This is a genomic window from Siminovitchia terrae (assembly GCF_003605405.2).
Lineage (GTDB): Bacteria > Bacillota > Bacilli > Bacillales > Bacillaceae_C > Siminovitchia > Siminovitchia terrae.
The window spans coordinates 42,922-58,944 of the sequence record NZ_QYTW02000004.1 but is presented as its reverse complement, the minus strand read 5'-3'; the positions used below and the strand labels follow the sequence as shown (position 1 = coordinate 58,944).

The 16,023-nt window shown below is 42.5% G+C and carries 15 protein-coding genes; 1 reads left to right on the top strand and 14 read right to left on the bottom strand.

The annotated features are described in order from the left end of the window. Nucleotides 1–51 precede the first annotated feature (51 nt). From D5F11_RS06315 to sppA, 8 genes are all read right to left on the bottom strand, one after another. Nucleotides 52–1,242 (bottom strand): acetate kinase, encoded by a 1,191-nt coding sequence (locus D5F11_RS06315; RefSeq protein ID WP_120115517.1) that lies wholly within the window; start codon nucleotides 1,240–1,242, stop codon nucleotides 52–54. A 5-nt stretch (nucleotides 1,243–1,247) separates the two neighbouring features. After that, on the bottom strand, nucleotides 1,248–2,243 hold the full coding sequence (locus D5F11_RS06310) for a class I SAM-dependent methyltransferase (RefSeq protein ID WP_185830532.1): 996 nt from the start codon (nucleotides 2,241–2,243) through the stop codon (nucleotides 1,248–1,250). Between the two features lie 96 nt (nucleotides 2,244–2,339). Next, nucleotides 2,340–2,834, bottom strand: coding sequence for a thiol peroxidase (gene tpx, locus D5F11_RS06305; RefSeq protein ID WP_120115470.1), 495 nt, complete (start codon nucleotides 2,832–2,834; stop codon nucleotides 2,340–2,342). Between the two features lie 80 nt (nucleotides 2,835–2,914). Then, nucleotides 2,915–3,055: a hypothetical protein gene (locus D5F11_RS26035; protein WP_185830531.1), complete on the bottom strand. Its 141-nt coding sequence runs from the start codon at nucleotides 3,053–3,055 to the stop codon at nucleotides 2,915–2,917. 51 nt (nucleotides 3,056–3,106) lie between these two features. After that, a complete protein-coding gene (gene ytfJ / locus D5F11_RS06300) occupies nucleotides 3,107–3,553 on the bottom strand; it encodes a GerW family sporulation protein (RefSeq protein WP_120115471.1) in 447 nt (148 codons plus the stop codon). Next, the gene (locus D5F11_RS06295; protein WP_120115472.1) at nucleotides 3,462–4,166 is read right to left on the bottom strand and encodes a DUF2953 domain-containing protein; all 705 of its coding nucleotides are present in this window, start codon (nucleotides 4,164–4,166) and stop codon (nucleotides 3,462–3,464) included. Before D5F11_RS06295 ends, ytfJ begins: the two co-directional genes overlap by 92 nt. Nucleotides 4,167–4,217: 51 nt before the next feature. Continuing rightward, nucleotides 4,218–4,706, bottom strand: a complete 489-nt coding sequence (locus tag D5F11_RS06290) for an RDD family protein (RefSeq protein ID WP_425470756.1) — start codon at nucleotides 4,704–4,706, stop codon at nucleotides 4,218–4,220. A gap of 15 nt (nucleotides 4,707–4,721) precedes the next feature. After that, nucleotides 4,722–5,726, bottom strand: a complete 1,005-nt coding sequence (sppA, locus tag D5F11_RS06285; protein WP_120115473.1) for a signal peptide peptidase SppA — start codon at nucleotides 5,724–5,726, stop codon at nucleotides 4,722–4,724. A 148-nt stretch (nucleotides 5,727–5,874) separates the two neighbouring features. Here sppA and D5F11_RS06280 point away from each other — a divergent pair, with 148 nt between their 5' ends. Continuing rightward, complete coding sequence (locus tag D5F11_RS06280) at nucleotides 5,875–6,693, top strand: NAD kinase (RefSeq protein WP_120115474.1); 819 nt, start codon at nucleotides 5,875–5,877, stop codon at nucleotides 6,691–6,693. A gap of 724 nt (nucleotides 6,694–7,417) precedes the next feature. On the opposite strand, the gene rarD is transcribed toward D5F11_RS06280, so the two are convergent. The 6 genes from rarD to ezrA all read right to left on the bottom strand — a co-directional run bounded on the left by rarD (nucleotide 7,418) and on the right by ezrA (nucleotide 15,916). Continuing rightward, the gene (gene rarD, locus D5F11_RS06275; RefSeq protein ID WP_120115475.1) at nucleotides 7,418–8,332 is read right to left on the bottom strand and encodes an EamA family transporter RarD; all 915 of its coding nucleotides are present in this window, start codon (nucleotides 8,330–8,332) and stop codon (nucleotides 7,418–7,420) included. Between the two features lie 890 nt (nucleotides 8,333–9,222). Then, a complete protein-coding gene (gene mbcS / locus D5F11_RS06270) occupies nucleotides 9,223–10,815 on the bottom strand; it encodes an acyl-CoA synthetase MbcS (RefSeq protein ID WP_120115476.1) in 1,593 nt (530 codons plus the stop codon). A gap of 502 nt (nucleotides 10,816–11,317) precedes the next feature. Further along, nucleotides 11,318–11,518, bottom strand: coding sequence for an alpha/beta-type small acid-soluble spore protein (locus D5F11_RS06265; RefSeq protein ID WP_120115477.1), 201 nt, complete (start codon nucleotides 11,516–11,518; stop codon nucleotides 11,318–11,320). Nucleotides 11,519–11,620: 102 nt separating this feature from the next. Beyond that, complete coding sequence (gene thiI / locus D5F11_RS06260) at nucleotides 11,621–12,832, bottom strand: tRNA uracil 4-sulfurtransferase ThiI (RefSeq protein WP_120115478.1); 1,212 nt, start codon at nucleotides 12,830–12,832, stop codon at nucleotides 11,621–11,623. Beyond that, a complete protein-coding gene (locus tag D5F11_RS06255) occupies nucleotides 12,829–13,980 on the bottom strand; it encodes a cysteine desulfurase family protein (RefSeq protein ID WP_120115479.1) in 1,152 nt (383 codons plus the stop codon). Before D5F11_RS06255 ends, thiI begins: the two co-directional genes overlap by 4 nt. Nucleotides 13,981–14,206: 226 nt before the next feature. Beyond that, nucleotides 14,207–15,916: a septation ring formation regulator EzrA gene (ezrA, locus tag D5F11_RS06250; protein ID WP_120115480.1), complete on the bottom strand. Its 1,710-nt coding sequence runs from the start codon at nucleotides 15,914–15,916 to the stop codon at nucleotides 14,207–14,209. Nucleotides 15,917–16,023 lie beyond the last annotated feature (107 nt).

Here is a 16,023-nt window from a genome sequence, read left to right as displayed (position 1 = left end):
ATTTATTTTCTAAGTATAGAGAAGCATCCGGTAAAACTCAAAGCAGGCACATCATGCAGATATGGCCCGCATAACATCGCGTGCAATCATGATTTCTTCATTTGTGGGGATTACAAGCACTTTTACAGGTGAGTAAGAGTAATTAAGAAAAGCCTCTTTCCCAGTTACTTTATTCAAATCAGGATCCCAGTACACTCCCATGAATTGAAGACCTTTCAAAACCTTTGCCCGAATAAAGCTGCTGTTTTCCCCGATACCGGCTGTAAAGATAATAGCGTCTACTCCAGACATCCGCGCCGCATATGAACCGAGATATTTATGGATCCGATCAGCAAAGATATCCAAGGCCAGTTCTGCCCGGTGATTTCCTCTGGAAGCCTCAAGTTCAATATCACGTAAATCACTGGAAAAACCAGATACGCCGAGCATTCCAGATTTCTTATTCAAAATATCCAATACCTCATCCGCCGTCTGGTCTGTTTTTTCCATTAAATAAGGTATTAGCGCCGGATCAATATTTCCTGATCTTGTTCCCATTGTTACACCTGCAAGCGGTGTAAAACCCATGGAAGTGTCTATCGATTTTCCACCCTTGATTGCAGCAATACTGGCACCATTTCCTAAATGGCAGGAGATAAGCCGCAGCTGCTCGATTGGCCGTCCAAGAATTTCAGCCGCTCTTTGCGAGACATATTTGTGTGAGGTCCCATGGAAGCCATATTTCCTGATACCAAATGTTTTATAATAATCATACGGTAGACTATACAGAAAAGAGCTCTCAGGCATTGTCTGATGGAACGCTGTATCAAAGACGGCCAACTGTGGAACATCCGGAAGCACCTTTTGAAATTCCTTGATTCCGACAATATTAGCCGGGTTATGAAGCGGAGCCAGTTCAACGAGACCTTCAATCTCTTTCAAGGTCGTATCCGTGATCAACACCGAGTCATTGAATTTCTCTCCTCCATGGACAACTCTGTGGCCGACTCCGTCTAAATCCCCAAAAGACCGAATAGCACCGTTTGTTACCAGTCTGTCCAAAAGCAGCTTGATCGCCTGCTCATGGTTGGGGATTTCAAGCTTCTCTTTAAATCTTTTTTCATTTACCGACATAGACAATAAAGAACCCGGCAAGCCGATCCGTTCAATCAATCCCTTTGCAATGACTTTTTCATCGGGCATCTGAAATAGCTGAAATTTAATAGACGAGCTCCCAGCATTGACCGCAATCACTTTTGCCAAACCAATCATCCCTTTTTATTTTCCTCAAACCAATTCTCCATTTTCATGAGCATCCGATCCATCGCCTCTTTGTTGGACAGCTTCGGAATGGCAGCCAATAGAACTTCTCCCGGCGGTTTTAGCCCCGTTTTTTTCTTTTGGAGAACCAAAATGCTTTTGGCTGCCTGGCCGCTTGCAAACATGGAAGGCGGAAGCTGTAATACTGCCTGTATATAAGCCGTCTCTTTCAAGTATTCATGCAGCTTTGGAGCTTCTTCCGATTCAAACAGGTCATTGGGTATAAGAAAAAATAAATAACCACCCGGTTTGGTGTGCTTGATGCTTTGTTCAATAAACAAATGATGCGCGTATGAATGGCCTTGCTCTCTTTTCAGCGAAAAATTAGCCGCGTTAGCAGCATCAGGGTAATATCCAACCGGCAGATCGCAGACAATTACATCAACTGGATCAATAAAAAGGGGCTTCAGTGCATCCTGATTAAAAAATTCCACTGACTGCATCTGCAAATTAGCTCCGATATAGCCAAGTCTTAAAAGCAAATCGTCAACATCCACACCGTAAGCTTCCATCCGCCTTCCCTGTTCTTTCTTATTTAAAATAGCAAATAACAGATTGCCTGTTCCGACAGCAGGGTCAAGAATCGAAATATCCTTTTGATCATTCGTGAACTTTCCGATTAAATAGCTGATAAAATAACCAATTGTATCAGGTGTCATTTGATGATTGGCCTGAACGCTGTCTTTCATTCCTTTTAAAATGGCAAATTGATAGGCCCGTCGAATGTCATCACTCTTATAGGCTGGCAGCTGTATTTCTGAATATTTCTTTTCCAGCCTCTTTTTAGTGATTTCACTTATCTCTGGTTGTACGATTTGCTGTTGAAAAATATTCTCTCCCGTCTCCGCGAGAGCTTCCAAATATGTACACTGCAACTCTTCCTGCAATATTTCCGCTGTTTCATTAAACAGCGAAAATAACTTTTCTATCGGCATTTTTTTCAATGAAATTCCACCCCGTCAACAAACTTCTTTCTTTATTTTAGCGATGTCCTCTATCTTAAACAAGAAAAAACCCCGGAATAACCGGGGAAGTATTCTTTATTGAGCTTTTTTAGCAGCTTCAATAGCTGCTTCATAATTGGGATGGTTCGTTCCTTCACTTACATATTCTACATAAGTGACTTGGTCATTACTGTCGATGACAAAAACACTTCGTGCAAGGAGCCTGAATTCTTTCATGATGACACCATATGCCTCACCGAAGGAAAGATCCCTGTAATCTGAAAAAATCTTTGCTTGACTTAATCCATTTTCTGCCGCCCAGCGCTTTTGAGCAAACGGTAGGTCTACAGATATAGTCAATATTGTCGCATTTTCAAGGGCTGCTTCTTCATTGAATCGCTTAGTTTGCGCAGCACAGACCCCCGTATCAACCGACGGAACGACACTGATTACCCGTACACCGGTGAAATCGCTTAATTTCACTTCTGAAAGCTCTTCATTTAATACAGTAAAATCTGGCGCTTTATCACCCGGTTTTACTGTATTCCCTTCCAATGTGACTGGATTTCCTATAAACGTTACAGCTGGCATCTATCATTCCTCCTTGTCCATTTTCTCTTTTATCATGCTGGAATAAGCTTGAAATAGCAAGGAAAAAGCTGGCAGAAACTTCAATCAAATGCGCCTTGGAGTATTTCCGCCCAGATTTTATCGAGCTCCGCTCTATAAATTCCCTCTGAAAATCTGTGGCATACGCCGGAGGCTTTAACTTTATTCAGCCGGGGTTTGAACCCCACTGAATGGAATACCAATATGCATTCATCTCACCACTTACAGATGTGGGAGACTTCTGCAGAATAAAGTTAAATATCATAATCCAACTGCTGTTTCTCTTCAGAATTCCGCCTTGGCTGAGTGTTTTTCATCATCATTTGGATTTTATCAAAGGCAACCGGAGCCATGTCGACCATTTTTTCAAATAAATGAGTATTTTCTTCCAAGCGCAGCATGTTCACTCCTTTGGAGTTCACTACTAAAAAAGCAATAGGGGTTATGGAAACTCCTCCGCCGCTTCCACCCCCAAAGGGAAAGCCCGCAGTTTCATCATCTGAAGTATCCATTGAGGAGGAGTCTCCTCCCGCCGAAAATTCACTTCCTCCCATAGCAAAACCGAAACCAACCTTGGATACAGTTAAAATCACCCCGCCGTCCGGAGTTTCAACCGGATCTCCAACGATCGTATTCACGTCGATCATTTCTTTCAAATTTTCCATCGCTGTCGTCATTAAACCCTTGATTGGATGTTCCATTAATTTCGATCCTCCTGTTATTCAGCCTCTTCCATTTCTTATACAGTCCAAGTGTCGTTAATATAGCTTTTCCCGTCCGCATCGATACCATACAGAAAAATTGGGATTCAAATCCAACCGCTTGAAAGAAAGGTAAAAAAGAAAGCTCAGGAGGTTTTTCCATTCGGATATACCGTTTTAACCATGCCTCAATGATCCCTTTTATGGACCATACAGCGCCTGCCAGCCTGCCCGTTGAGGCCGCATCCCCGGTTCCTGCTCCGGTTTTCCAGATAAAATGGTGAATAGTCCAATTTTTAAGAGCTTCTAAAATGGGATCCTTTAAATTTTTAATCACATCATCATTCGTTTTATTTCCAAGCTTCCTTTGCCATTTATTCACGGTATCAGCAGATTTTTCCTCATCATTAACAAAATTGTTCATCAGCTCTTTAATATCCAAAGATCTTTTTATCCGGACCAGGCCATAGGCTGCTGATAAATAGATAACCAACGTACATTCAGATAAATTTTTCATTTTGAAAGAAATGTTCACTTTAATTCTGGATACGAGTATAACAGCAATGAGCAAAATGAAAACAGTCGAAGAGAATATAAAAATGTTCCAAATCATTTCACGCCTCCGGTTAGCAGTTTCACCGAAGCGGTAAAAAAATAAACCCGCTTAAGAATAAGCGGGTTCAGCCGTCTCCTTGCGTTCATGAATAACGACAGTGTCAGCAAACATATCATGCAATGCCTGTTTCTTTGGTGTAAATGCAGCGATAACATATAAAATCCAGATGGTAGCAGAAATGTAACGTCCTATCCATTCTCTGAAAATCACTGCACTCCAGCTTAGCTTTTCATCATTCAGCGGAATGACCTTTAAGCCGAAGACCATTTTTCCAAGTGTCTGACCAAAGAATTTTGTCATCAGGACAAAGTACAGGTAGAGAATCAGCGCACTCGCGATGTTGATAGGTGTAAAAATCCCAGAAGCTGAAAGCTGAAAGTCCAATGCCCGAAACACCGGCTTTACAATAATTCCGCTCACAGCCGCTACAACGACGAGATCAAGCAAATAAGCCCAGAATCTCATCCAAAAGCCTCCGTATTGAAAAGCAGGCCGCGGAACTGTTTTACGGATTTCGTTCGTTTGCATTTCATCCATTCATTGACACCTCCATCATTGGGCATATAAATACATCATTCTAGGCGAATTCGGCTGTGATAACATGTTCACTAGCTCGCCCATTTCGGACCCACCCGAGAATTTTTGAGCTGTCATGGAAAATAGCGATCCCAGACCAGGTGTTGAGGAATATTTAAACACCTCAGCATCCTTTATCTTGAAATCTTTTTTCATCGCCTCAATAACGTCTTCCGTATAGCCGAAATCATCAATTAAATCCAATTCCTTAGCCTGGCGCCCGTCATATACCCGTCCGTCAGCAATTTTGCGAACCTGATCTTCCTTCATATCGCGCCCTTCAGCAATAATCCTGACAAATTCGTTATAGGAATTCGTCAGCATGCTTTCGAGAATATCCACTTCTTCCGCCGTCATTTTGCGATGACCGCTCATAATATCTTTGTACTTTCCACTTTTGATCGTCATAAAGTCAATTCCGATCTTATCGGTCAACCCGCTATAATTAACTCCCTGCATGATTACACCCAGTGACCCTGTCAAAGTTTCCGTGCTTGCAAAAATTTTATCTGCAGGTGCGGATATATAATAGCCGCCTGAAGCCGCCATGGAGCCCATGGATACATATACCGGCTTTTTCGTTTCCTTTTGGATTTCTACGATTTTATGACGGATTTCAGCTGATTCATTTGTCCCGCCTCCTGGAGAATTAACACGCAAAACAATTCCTTTGATACTGCTGTCCTCTTTCACTTGATTCAACTGCTCCATGAAATCCCTGTGAGAATATCCAGGTGATGAAAGATAAGATCGTGCATCTCCCGTATCTTGGATCACTCCGTCCACCTCAAGAACGGCAATCCTTTTTAAAGGGTTTCCTGAATCGATCACTTCTTCGCTAAAAGCTTCGTCGGTGAACATATTTTCTTTGAACATTTTTGAGAAATCCTCAAAAATGAACGCACTCGCCATATTAACGATGATTGAAAAGAAAAATACACCTGCAGCTATACCGAGTGCTGCCCATCTTTTTCCATTCACTAAAAATTCCTCCCTTCTTCATCTCATACGGATGACCTTTCAAAGAGTTTCATATTAATGGTACACTTGAAAAACATAGTCAACATTGTAACAAAAAAAGGAAAGCTAAGGAAGCATGACCGTTTTCTTTACGGGAGGTCTGATAAAGATGAGTGATTTCAGAAAAAACATTTACTTTTTCTATAAACATATTTTTTATCAAAATGACAAAAAGCTGGCAGAAAAAGTAACAGCTTTGCATGAAGCCGCCAAAAATAACGGTTTTACAATCGTTACGCAGCCAGAAGATGCAAATATCATTGCAAGCATTGGAGGGGACGGAACGTTTCTTCAAGCGGTTCGCAGGACAGGATTTCGACAGGATGTTATTTACTTAGGTATAGACGATGATCAATTCCGTGGTCTATATTGCGACTTCCAGATCGATAATTTGCCAGAAATGATCGAGGCTATGAAAATGGAGCAAGTGGAAGTAAGAAAATATCCCACCATTCAAATTGATATAGACCATGATGCTTCCTTCTATTGCCTGAATGAATTTACAATGCGCTCCGCTATCATCAAAACATTGGTCCTAGACGTATTCGTCGACGACCTCCATTTTGAAACGTTTCGCGGAGACGGCATGGTGATTGCCACACCGACTGGCAGTACAGCTTATAACAAGTCTGTCCGTGGTGCAGTGGTCGATCCGCAGCTCCCATGTCTTCAAGTAAGCGAAATGGCCTCCTTGAACAGCAACCGCTACCGCACTCTCGGGGCTCCATTTCTATTAAGCAAAGAGCGGACTCTTACACTAAAGGTTGCCCAAGAAGGAAATGTTTTTCCCACAATGGGGATGGACAATGAAGCCATGAGCATCCAGCATGTCAAAGAAGTGAAGGTTAAGCTGAGTGATAAAGTCATCAAAACCCTCAAGCTTAAAAATAATTCCTTTTGGGAAAAAGTGAAAAGAACATTTCTTTAATAAGAAAAGCGAAAGGCGCCTAGCCTTAGGCGACAAGCACAAGACGAATTTTGATGAGGGAGTTCCTCAGCCGACTTGATCCTTGCGCCGATGGCTCCTGGCCTCCTCAAGCTGCCACATCCTGTGGTTCGGTGGCACTAGTACTTCCTGTACGTCGGCAGGCTCAGTGCGCGACATCCTGTCGCTTCGCTTGCACTAGTACTTCCTGTACGTCGGCAGGCTCAGTGCGCAACATCCTGTCGCTTCGCTTGCACTAGTACTTCCTGTACGTCGGCAGGCTCAGTGCGCAACATCCTGTCGCTTCGCTTGCACTAGTACTTCCTGTACGTCGTAGCTAGACATAATCAAATGCGCCTTGGCGTATTTGCGCCCAGATTTTATCGAGCTTAAGCTCAATAAATTTTCTCTGAAAATCTGTGGCATCCGCCGGAGGCTTTAACTTTATTCAGCCGGGGTTTGAACCCCCGCTGAATGGAATCCAATATGCATTCATCTCTCCACTTACAGAAGTGGGAGACTTCTGCTGAATGAAGTTAAATCTTAATGCGAACAAAATATTTCATCTAATTTTATGCTTTCTTAACTCTTTAAAAAGGGCTGAGACTAAGTATATTTTTTAAGCAAAATTTAAACTATTACATCAGAAAAGCGCGAGAATCAACGTTTATAAAATTGATTTCTCGCGCTTTTTAAGGTTTCGACCAGTTTTTGTCCCCGCTTCTTCTCATGCAATCCTATCTCGTCGTTTAGCGTGTAATCCAGACCAGTTGATACTAGAAAGAGAAACGATCAACAAAGCAGCCCAAATGAAGGTGAAAGCAATGAGTTTTGTGGCTCCAAATGGCTCGTGGTATATAAATATTCCGAGCACCAGCATAATAGTCGGCGCAATATATTGCAAAAATCCCATTAAATAGAGCGGCACCTTTTGAACGCCTTTGGCAAATAATAGCAAAGGTATGGCAGTTGCCACTCCTGAAGCAATCACTAACACATCGGTTTTAATGTCTCCAGAAAAAGTAACATGGGTTCCCTTTATCATAATCACCACGATATAAATGAGAGCGATTGGCGTGACAACCATTGTCTCCAAGGTCAAGCCAATGGATGAATCGAATGGAAGCAGCTTTTTAATCAGCCCGTATATTCCGAATGAAAAAGCAAGAGCAAATGAAATCCATGGAAATTGTCCATAGGAGACCGTAAGAAAAATTACTCCCGCCAAAGCGAGAAAAAAAGCAATGGCATGGCTTCGCAGTAGCTTTTCTTTAAGAACAAACACACCGAGGACAATACTGATTAAAGGATTGATATAATAGCCCAGACTCGTCTCCACTATTTTTCCCGCATGAACAGCCCAGATAAAAGTAAGCCAATTCACGCTGATTAGAATGGAAACTGCGATAAGGGCAAACCTTGCCTTGGGATCTTCTTTCATTTGCCTGATACTGCTTTTGAAAGAGCCTAATTTTTTTCCAATAAATAATAGGATCAGCATGAACCAGAATGACCAAAATATCCGATGCGCTAATACTTCACCAGGTGGCACATGATCAATGGCTTTCCAATAAATGGGCAAAAATCCCCATAGCAAATAAGCACCAGCACCATTCATAACCCCTTCATATTTCTTTTTCATCGCAAATGTCTCCCAACTATTTAGATTCCCGAAATACTTTCATTATATAAGACTATAATGAAAGTTACTACCTTAAAAACGGAAATCGAATGAGATAATAAAAACGGAAGCTGCTTGATCCTTGCGGGTCTAGGTCGGGTAGGATCAGAACGCGACGTCCTGTCGCTTTGCTTGCACTAGTACTTCCTGTACGTCGGCAGGCTCAAAACGCGACGTCCTGTCGCTTCGCTTGCACTAGTACTTCCTGTACGTCGGCAGGCTCAAAACGCGACGTCCTGTCGCTTCGCTTGCACTAGTACTTCCTGTACGTCGGCAGGCTCAAAACGCGACGTCCTGTCGCTTCGCTTGCACTAGTACTTCCTGTACGTCGGCAGGCTCAAAACGCGACGTCCTGTCGCTTCGCTTGCACTAGTACTTCCTGTACGTCGGCAGGCTCAAAACGCGACGTCCTGTCGCTTCGCTTGCACTAGTACTTCCTGTACGTCGGCAGGCTCAAAACGCGACGTCCTGTCGCTTCGCTTGCACTAGTACTTCCTGTACGTCGGCAGGCTCAAAACGCGACGTCCTGTCGCTTCGCTTGCACTAGTACTTCCTGTACGTCGGCAGGCTCAAAACGCGACGTCCTGTCGCTTCGCTTGCACTAGTACTTCCTGTACGTCGGCAGGCTCAAAACGCGACGTCCTGTCGCTTCGCTTGCACTAGTACTTCCTGTACGTCGGCAGGCTCAAAACGCGACGTCCTGTCGCTTCGCTTGCACTAGTACTTCCTGTACGTCGTAGCTGGACAAAGAAAAAGCTTCCTTTGAATAACATTTTTCATAACAAGTTGTACTTTTTTTACACTCAAATGAAAACTTCCCCAAAAATCAAATTTAGGGAAGTTTTCAATGATTATTTATTAAGTCCCAACTTTTTTTCCTGTTCCAATTGTCTTAGTTCCACACGCCGTATTTTACCCGAAGCCGTCTTCGGAAGTTCAGATACAAACTCGATTTCCCGCGGATATTTATAAGGGGCCGTCATTTGCTTGACATAATCCTGCAGTTCTGTCTTGAATGCTTCCTCATCATCCAGTTTACTTTCCTTCAGTACGACAAAGGCTTTTACAATATTACCTCTAATTTCGTCGGGAGCCGCGACAACAGCACATTCTTGGATCGCGGGATGTTTAACAAGGGCGTCTTCAACTTCAAAGGGTCCGATTGTATATCCAGAACTGATGATAATATCATCCCGACGCCCCTCGAACCAGAAATAACCCTCTTCATCTTTCTTTGCTTTATCCCCAGTAATGTAATAATCTCCCCTGAATTGTGTTAATGTCCTTTCAGGGTCTTTGTAATATTTTTTAAAAAGGGAAGGAGTACTTTTGTGGACAGCGATATCACCAACTTCTCCGACACCACAAATTTCCCCTTGTTCGTTAACAATTTCAACCGTATTTCCGGGTGTCGGTTTTCCCATGGACCCTGGCCTCAATTCCATATTTTTTGTAATTCCGACAAGCAGTGTATTTTCTGTCTGCCCATATCCATCTCGTACATTGACGCCGAAATGTTGTTGAAAAACGTCAATGACTTCCCTATTTAACGGTTCTCCTGCCGATACGGCACTATGCAAGTGATCCAGTTTGAATTCATTCAAATTATTCACTTTGGCCATTAGCCTGTATTCAGTCGGTGTACAACAAAGCACATTCACTTTGTACTTATCCATTAGCGAAAGATATTTTTGAGCATCGAACTTCCCGTTGTAGACAAAACCAGTTGCTCCCATTCCAAGTACGGAAAGAAACGGGCTCCAAATCCACTTTTGCCAGCCTGGTCCTGCCGTTGCCCAAACGATATCATTCTCTTCGATGCAGAGCCATTTCGCAGCGGCCGTCCTAAGGTGAGCATACCCCCAGCCATGTGTATGAACAACCCCTTTCGGATTGCCTGTTGTTCCGGATGTATAGGATAAAAAGGCCGTATCAGTGCTTTTCGTTTCGGCTGTTTTCAAAGTATCATCGGCATCTTCCATCAATTTTTCCAAATGCCCCCATCCCTCTGCCTCTCCACCGACTGATAACTTGATAAGCCCTTCTGCATTTTTGGCCTGATCTACCTGTTCGACATAAGGATAATAGGTAATAACTGCCTTAACATCACCATGACTAATTCGGTACTCCAAATCTTTTGTCTTAAGCATTTCGGAGCTTGGGATGACAATAATTCCTGATTTCAAAGCAGCGATATAAACCGCGTAGGCTTCGATCAGCCTTGGAATCATGACAAGAACCGTATCTCCTTTTTCCAAGCCGAAATCATGAAATACATTTCCGATTTTATTTGCTTGTTTTGATAACCCTTCATATGTAATCTCTTTCGTTTCTCCATTTTTGCCTTCCCAGATAACCGCCGACCGATCAGAATCAACCGTATATTTCTCAAATTCGTCGATGATATTATAGTCATCTGGTGCGATCAAATCTTCCCTTTTCATTTTTTCTTCCTCCCCCTGTGAAACTGTATCATCTATTATACAAAATTATAAGAAAATTTTATATGTTATAGCTAAAAAAATTTTTAAGCAAAAGCTCCTGTCTATCGAGACAATAGTTCCTCTGACGATATAAAGGAAACGCAGCGACGTCGGCCGCTTCAAGTGCCTAATCCTGTGGCTTCGGTGGCACTGGGACTTCCTATCCGTAGGCAGGCTCAGAACGCGACGTCCTTTTCGCTTCGCCTACACTAGTACGTCTTGTACGTCGGCAGGGCATCCTATCGCCTCGCTTGCACTAGCACATCCCTGTGCGTCGGCGGGCTCAATACACGACGTCCTGTCACTTCACTTGCACTAGCACATCCCTGTGCATCGAAGCTAGGCGCTGCCTTTTGTGAAAATTAAGCTATTCACGCCTTAGGGTATTTTATCAAAATTTCCTATATAAATATAGAAGAAGCGGGGAGAAAGCCCCGCTTCCATGCCATTCATATTAAATTTGTTATCTTGAATGTCCACCCATTTGTTGTTGAGCCATTGCTACAAGGCGCTTGGTGATTTCACCACCTACAGATCCGTTAGCGCGTGAAGTAGTATCTGCTCCAAGGTTTACTCCAAACTCTTGTGCAATTTCAACTTTCATTTGGTCGATCGCTTGCTCTGCTCCAGGAACAAGGATTTGGTTGCTGTTGTTGTTTGCCATGTGTTTTCACCTCCTTGTAAGCCTATATTGTGCGAAAACACATGGCATCATACAATAAAAAGTTGGTAATTCTTCCTAATTTTTGGAAGCTATCTATTTTTTTTAAAAAAGGTTGATATTATTGTCATTTACAGGCTCGTTTCCACCACTTTTTATAACGATTGTTTCTGTTTTTTCCACGGCTTTTTCTAACAGCGGAGCCCAATCAAACTTGCTTTCAAAAGCAACGATTTTATCAGTTTTTGGTCGAGTCTTTGGAGCCGGCGGTGTGAAAATTGTACAACAGTCTTCATAAGGCCTGTTGGAAATGTCCAATGTATCGATTTCGGTGGCAACCTTGATAATCTCCACTTTGTCCATAGCAATCAAAGGACGTAGAATTGGAGTGTTTGTTACCTCATTGATTGCAAGCATACTTTCCATCGTTTGGCTCGCGACTTGTCCAAGGCTTTCGCCATTAAAAATGGCAAGTGCGTCATTTTTTTGCCTAATTTCTTCCGCAATCCGAAGCATCATTCTGCGGGTAGATGTCATGGTATAGCCTTCTGGAATTTTCTCATGGATTTTTTCCTGTATTTCTGTAAAAGGAACAATGTGAACTTTGATCCGGCCTGAAAATTCAGCAAGCTTCGCGGCAATATCAAGCACTTTCTGCTTTGCTCGTTCACTTGTATATGGCGGGCTGTGAAAATGTACGGCTTCAATGTCCACTCCCCGCTTCATTGCCAGGTACCCTGCTACAGGACTGTCGATTCCCCCAGACAGCATCAGTACTCCTTTGCCTGATGATTTTGCAGGAAAGCCGCCCTGGCCTTGGACAACTTCTCCCGAAACAAAAACTCCTTCACCTCTGACTTCGACAATCACATTTATATCAGGTTTTTTTACATCAACTGTAATATCTTCAACATTGATTAAAATATGTGAGCCAAGTTCATAATTCAGTTGTTGTGTATCATATTCAAATGATTTATCTGATCTGCGGGCAGATATTTTAAAAGTTTTTCCCGGACTGTGGGATTTTTTTACAACAAGAAGAGCTGCGGCTTTGATCTGATCGAGATCTTTCTCTGTCCTGATCGCAGGGCTGAAGGATTGGATGCCGAATACTTTGGCCAGCTTCTCCTTCACTTGGTCATACGGCTCCCCATTTAAAAGAACATACATTCTATCATGCAATGTTTCAATTTTTGTCTGCGGAAACTCGCGTAGGAGCACCCGAATGCTGCTTTTAAGCTTTCTGACAAAAAACTTCCGGTTCCTTCCTTTTAATGTCAATTCCCCATATCTAATTAAAATTCTGTCATATTTCATTTATTTCGCCTCATTACTTTTATTAATCGATCCAAAACCTGCTTCAGTGATTGAACCATCTCCTTGGCTTCCTCCATTGTACTGTTATGGGAAAGACTGATTCTGATGGCTCCGGTTGCCTCTTCGTCTGACACTCCCATCGCCTTCAGAGTGCCACTCGGAGTTTTGTCCTTCGATGAACAAGCGCTTGTTGTTGATATAAAAATCCCTTGTTCAGCAAGCGCATGGACAATGACTTCGCCTTTCAAACCAACGGCAGAAACATTCACAATGTGCGGTGCTGCATTGTCTTTGGGCGTGTGGATAACAAGGTTTGGAACTTCTTCAAGCTGATTCATGATAAAATTGCGGATTTCTAACAGGCTTTCCGAATTGGATTTCCTTTTATCCTCCGACATACGAAAAGCTTTCGCCATCGCTACGATACCGCCAGTATTCTCCGTACCACTTCTTACGTTCTGCTCTTGATGTCCACCTGAAATCAGAGGGGCGATTTTTATCCCCTTTTTGATAAACAGAAAACCGCTACCCTTCAACCCATGAAATTTATGTGCAGAAAAAGTGCAAAAATCTATATTGGAACCGTATATATCAAGAGCAACCTTGCATGCTCCTTGAACATTGTCGACATGAAAAAACACCTTTGGAAAATCCTTTAAACGTTGGCCAACTTCCTTAACAGGCTGGATTGTTCCCACTTCGTTACTAACATGGATCATCGACACCAGAATCGTTTTGTCTGTTATTGCACCAATTACGTCATCCGCTGAGACACGGCCGTTTTGATCAACATCGATATAAGTAATCTCAAATCCAAGCATGCGAAGCTGTTCACATGCCTCCCGTACAGACGGATGTTCAACACTGGTCGTGATAATATGGTTTCCCCTGCCGCGATGCATGAGCGCTGTGCCCTTTATCGCTAAATTATTGCTTTCCGAACCGCCTGATGTAAAATAAATTTCATTAGCGTGAACACCAGCCAATTGAGCAATTTGCTCCCGTGCCGTTGTCAGCAACTGCTCGGCTCTCCCCCCAAGAACATGAAGCGAAGAAGGATTGCCGAAGAAATCCCGGTTCACCTGCTCAAACGCTTGGAGAACCTCCTCATATGGCTTCGTTGTTGCACTGTTGTCAAAATATATCATAATAAGGCACCCACTAACCTGTTTCATTAATATAATCAATCATACATAATAACACATGAAAGCCGTAATTTAAATATCAGATGAATAAAGGGGTCTAATAAAGGGGTCTGACCCCCACTGCGTTAATTCGTTACTACTTTAATGCGATGGGGGTCTGACCCCAAGAAAGCCCCCAAGAAAAACAGGAAAAAGAGCGCCTCATTCGAAACGCTCTTTTTCCAAAATATTAAACGTGGATTTCTTCGTTGAACATTTCTTCGATTTTTTTCAAAGCGCCGGGCTCCAATTTTTCAACCGCGGCAGCAGCCTGTTCGAGAGATGAACGGTATTCGTAATTTCGAAATGCCTTTTCAGCCTTCTCAAGATCCTCTCTTAATTGAGGAGATTGACTTCTGTATCGGTTCCCATATTGGATAACCTGTTCGGCAAGGCGGGCGTTTTCAATATGCTCCTCCGTCCGGCTGTACAAATGATCGACAGTGTCGGTTGCCTCATACAAGTGGCTTTGGACTGATTTCATATTCAGCGGCTTTTCCAAAAGACTTCTGAAAACATCCTCGATTTGTTCAGAAGCCTGCTCGTACAGGGATTCAATATCACTTGGAAGACCAGGCATCCTGCTTTTTTTGACAAGCCTGACGATATCACTGACTTTTCGTTTCAAAAGAGCGATTTTTTCCTTGGCCTCCAATTCATCCTTACGCAAACTTTGGAGACGTTCCGCAAACAAATGCTGTTTTGTTTCCAATTGTTCCAACCCGCTTTCAATTTCATTTAACTCCTCGCTTAACGAAGTAAAAGCTAATTGGTCCTCCTGGATTTTCCCTTCTAGCAGTTCATACCGCCTCATAAGCTGGCCCAAACTTTTTTCGAGATTCTGGGGCACATCAAGATCATTATCGAAAAGTTGATAACTCTCCTGGACCAGTTCTGTTTCAGATTTAAGCTGTTCGTTTGCTTCTTTAAGTTTGTTCAAATAGGCTCCGGTCTCTTCGTTCTTCTGAAGGACATAATGTCTTGCGTAAACCTCTTTTTCCAGAAGATCATAAAGCACTTCAATCTGTTCCTTTATTTCATCCAATCCATCAGCCACTTCATCAACTTCCGTCTGGATCAGGAAGTCCTTGTATGTCTTCAATTCCTCTTCCATTTTCTCCATCAAAGATTCCATTTGAATATGATCGAGAACATATCCCTGTTTCTGCATTTCTTTATAACCTAAAAGAAGCTCATCTTTTTGCGAAGGTATGATGGTTTGGCAGTCTGTGAGCAAATCTGGTATTTTGTCCACCCTGTAAACAAGAATTTCAAGCTCCTCCGACAGTGAAACAACCTCTTTGCGCGCTTCAATATAATCTCCGCCTTCAACTAACGTCTCATATTTTGAGATTTTTTTAGCGGCAGATTCTAACTGTTCTTCAAGCTTCTTTCTTGCTTCACCAAAAGTATGAGATTCTGTAAGCAGACTCTTTTTGACCGCCCCATATGTTTCTTTCAGACTCTCGATATCCGTCCGGCTCTTTTCCTCGCTGTCGGTCAACTCTTTTAATTCATCGAGGATCTTCTGCATCTGCAGATTGATTTGTACCAGTTCACCTTCAATTTGATCGCGAGCCTCTTTCACTTTTTTGAAGTTAAACTTATCAGTATACTCCTCAGCATCAAAAAGAAGTTCATCTATATGAGGAAACTGGACGGTAATAATATCGTCCCATGTTTTGCGCCATTCTTCGAACATTTCTTCCGTTTTCCCCGTCATATTCAGTTGTTTGACCTTAGCCAATTTCTCAACCACAGGCTGGTTCATCGTTTCCATTTTTTTTGCTTCCAGCTTGTCGATTTCTTTATAATATTTTTTCCTAATTGTATATCCAATAATGAAAATTATTATGATAAAAATGATTGCACTGATGACGAGTTCAACACCATATTTCATTATCTGTCCCCTGCTCCTTCCATCATTCAGCAAGAACTATGTATATCAAACAAATTAATAGTCAGTTATGTCTTTCTATGATACCATGACAGCGACATTTTTTGACG

What these genes read in the sequence shown, in the direction of transcription:
- rarD (WP_120115475.1), bottom strand. Translation starts at nt 8,332, where the DNA reads ATGAAAAAGAAATATGAAGGGGTTATGAATGGTGCTGGTGCTTATTTG.
- tpx (WP_120115470.1), bottom strand. Translation starts at nt 2,834, where the DNA reads ATGCCAGCTGTAACGTTTATAGGAAATCCAGTCACATTGGAAGGGAAT.
- ytfJ (WP_120115471.1), bottom strand. Translation starts at nt 3,553, where the DNA reads ATGGAACATCCAATCAAGGGTTTAATGACGACAGCGATGGAAAATTTG.
- ezrA (WP_120115480.1), bottom strand. Translation starts at nt 15,916, where the DNA reads ATGAAATATGGTGTTGAACTCGTCATCAGTGCAATCATTTTTATCATA.
- D5F11_RS06290 (WP_425470756.1), bottom strand. Translation starts at nt 4,706, where the DNA reads ATGGATGAAATGCAAACGAACGAAATCCGTAAAACAGTTCCGCGGCCT.
- D5F11_RS06265 (WP_120115477.1), bottom strand. Translation starts at nt 11,518, where the DNA reads ATGGCAAACAACAACAGCAACCAAATCCTTGTTCCTGGAGCAGAGCAA.
- thiI (WP_120115478.1), bottom strand. Translation starts at nt 12,832, where the DNA reads ATGAAATATGACAGAATTTTAATTAGATATGGGGAATTGACATTAAAA.
- D5F11_RS06280 (WP_120115474.1), top strand. Translation starts at nt 5,875, where the DNA reads ATGAGTGATTTCAGAAAAAACATTTACTTTTTCTATAAACATATTTTT.
- D5F11_RS06255 (WP_120115479.1), bottom strand. Translation starts at nt 13,980, where the DNA reads ATGATATATTTTGACAACAGTGCAACAACGAAGCCATATGAGGAGGTT.
- D5F11_RS06295 (WP_120115472.1), bottom strand. Translation starts at nt 4,166, where the DNA reads ATGATTTGGAACATTTTTATATTCTCTTCGACTGTTTTCATTTTGCTC.
- mbcS (WP_120115476.1), bottom strand. Translation starts at nt 10,815, where the DNA reads ATGAAAAGGGAAGATTTGATCGCACCAGATGACTATAATATCATCGAC.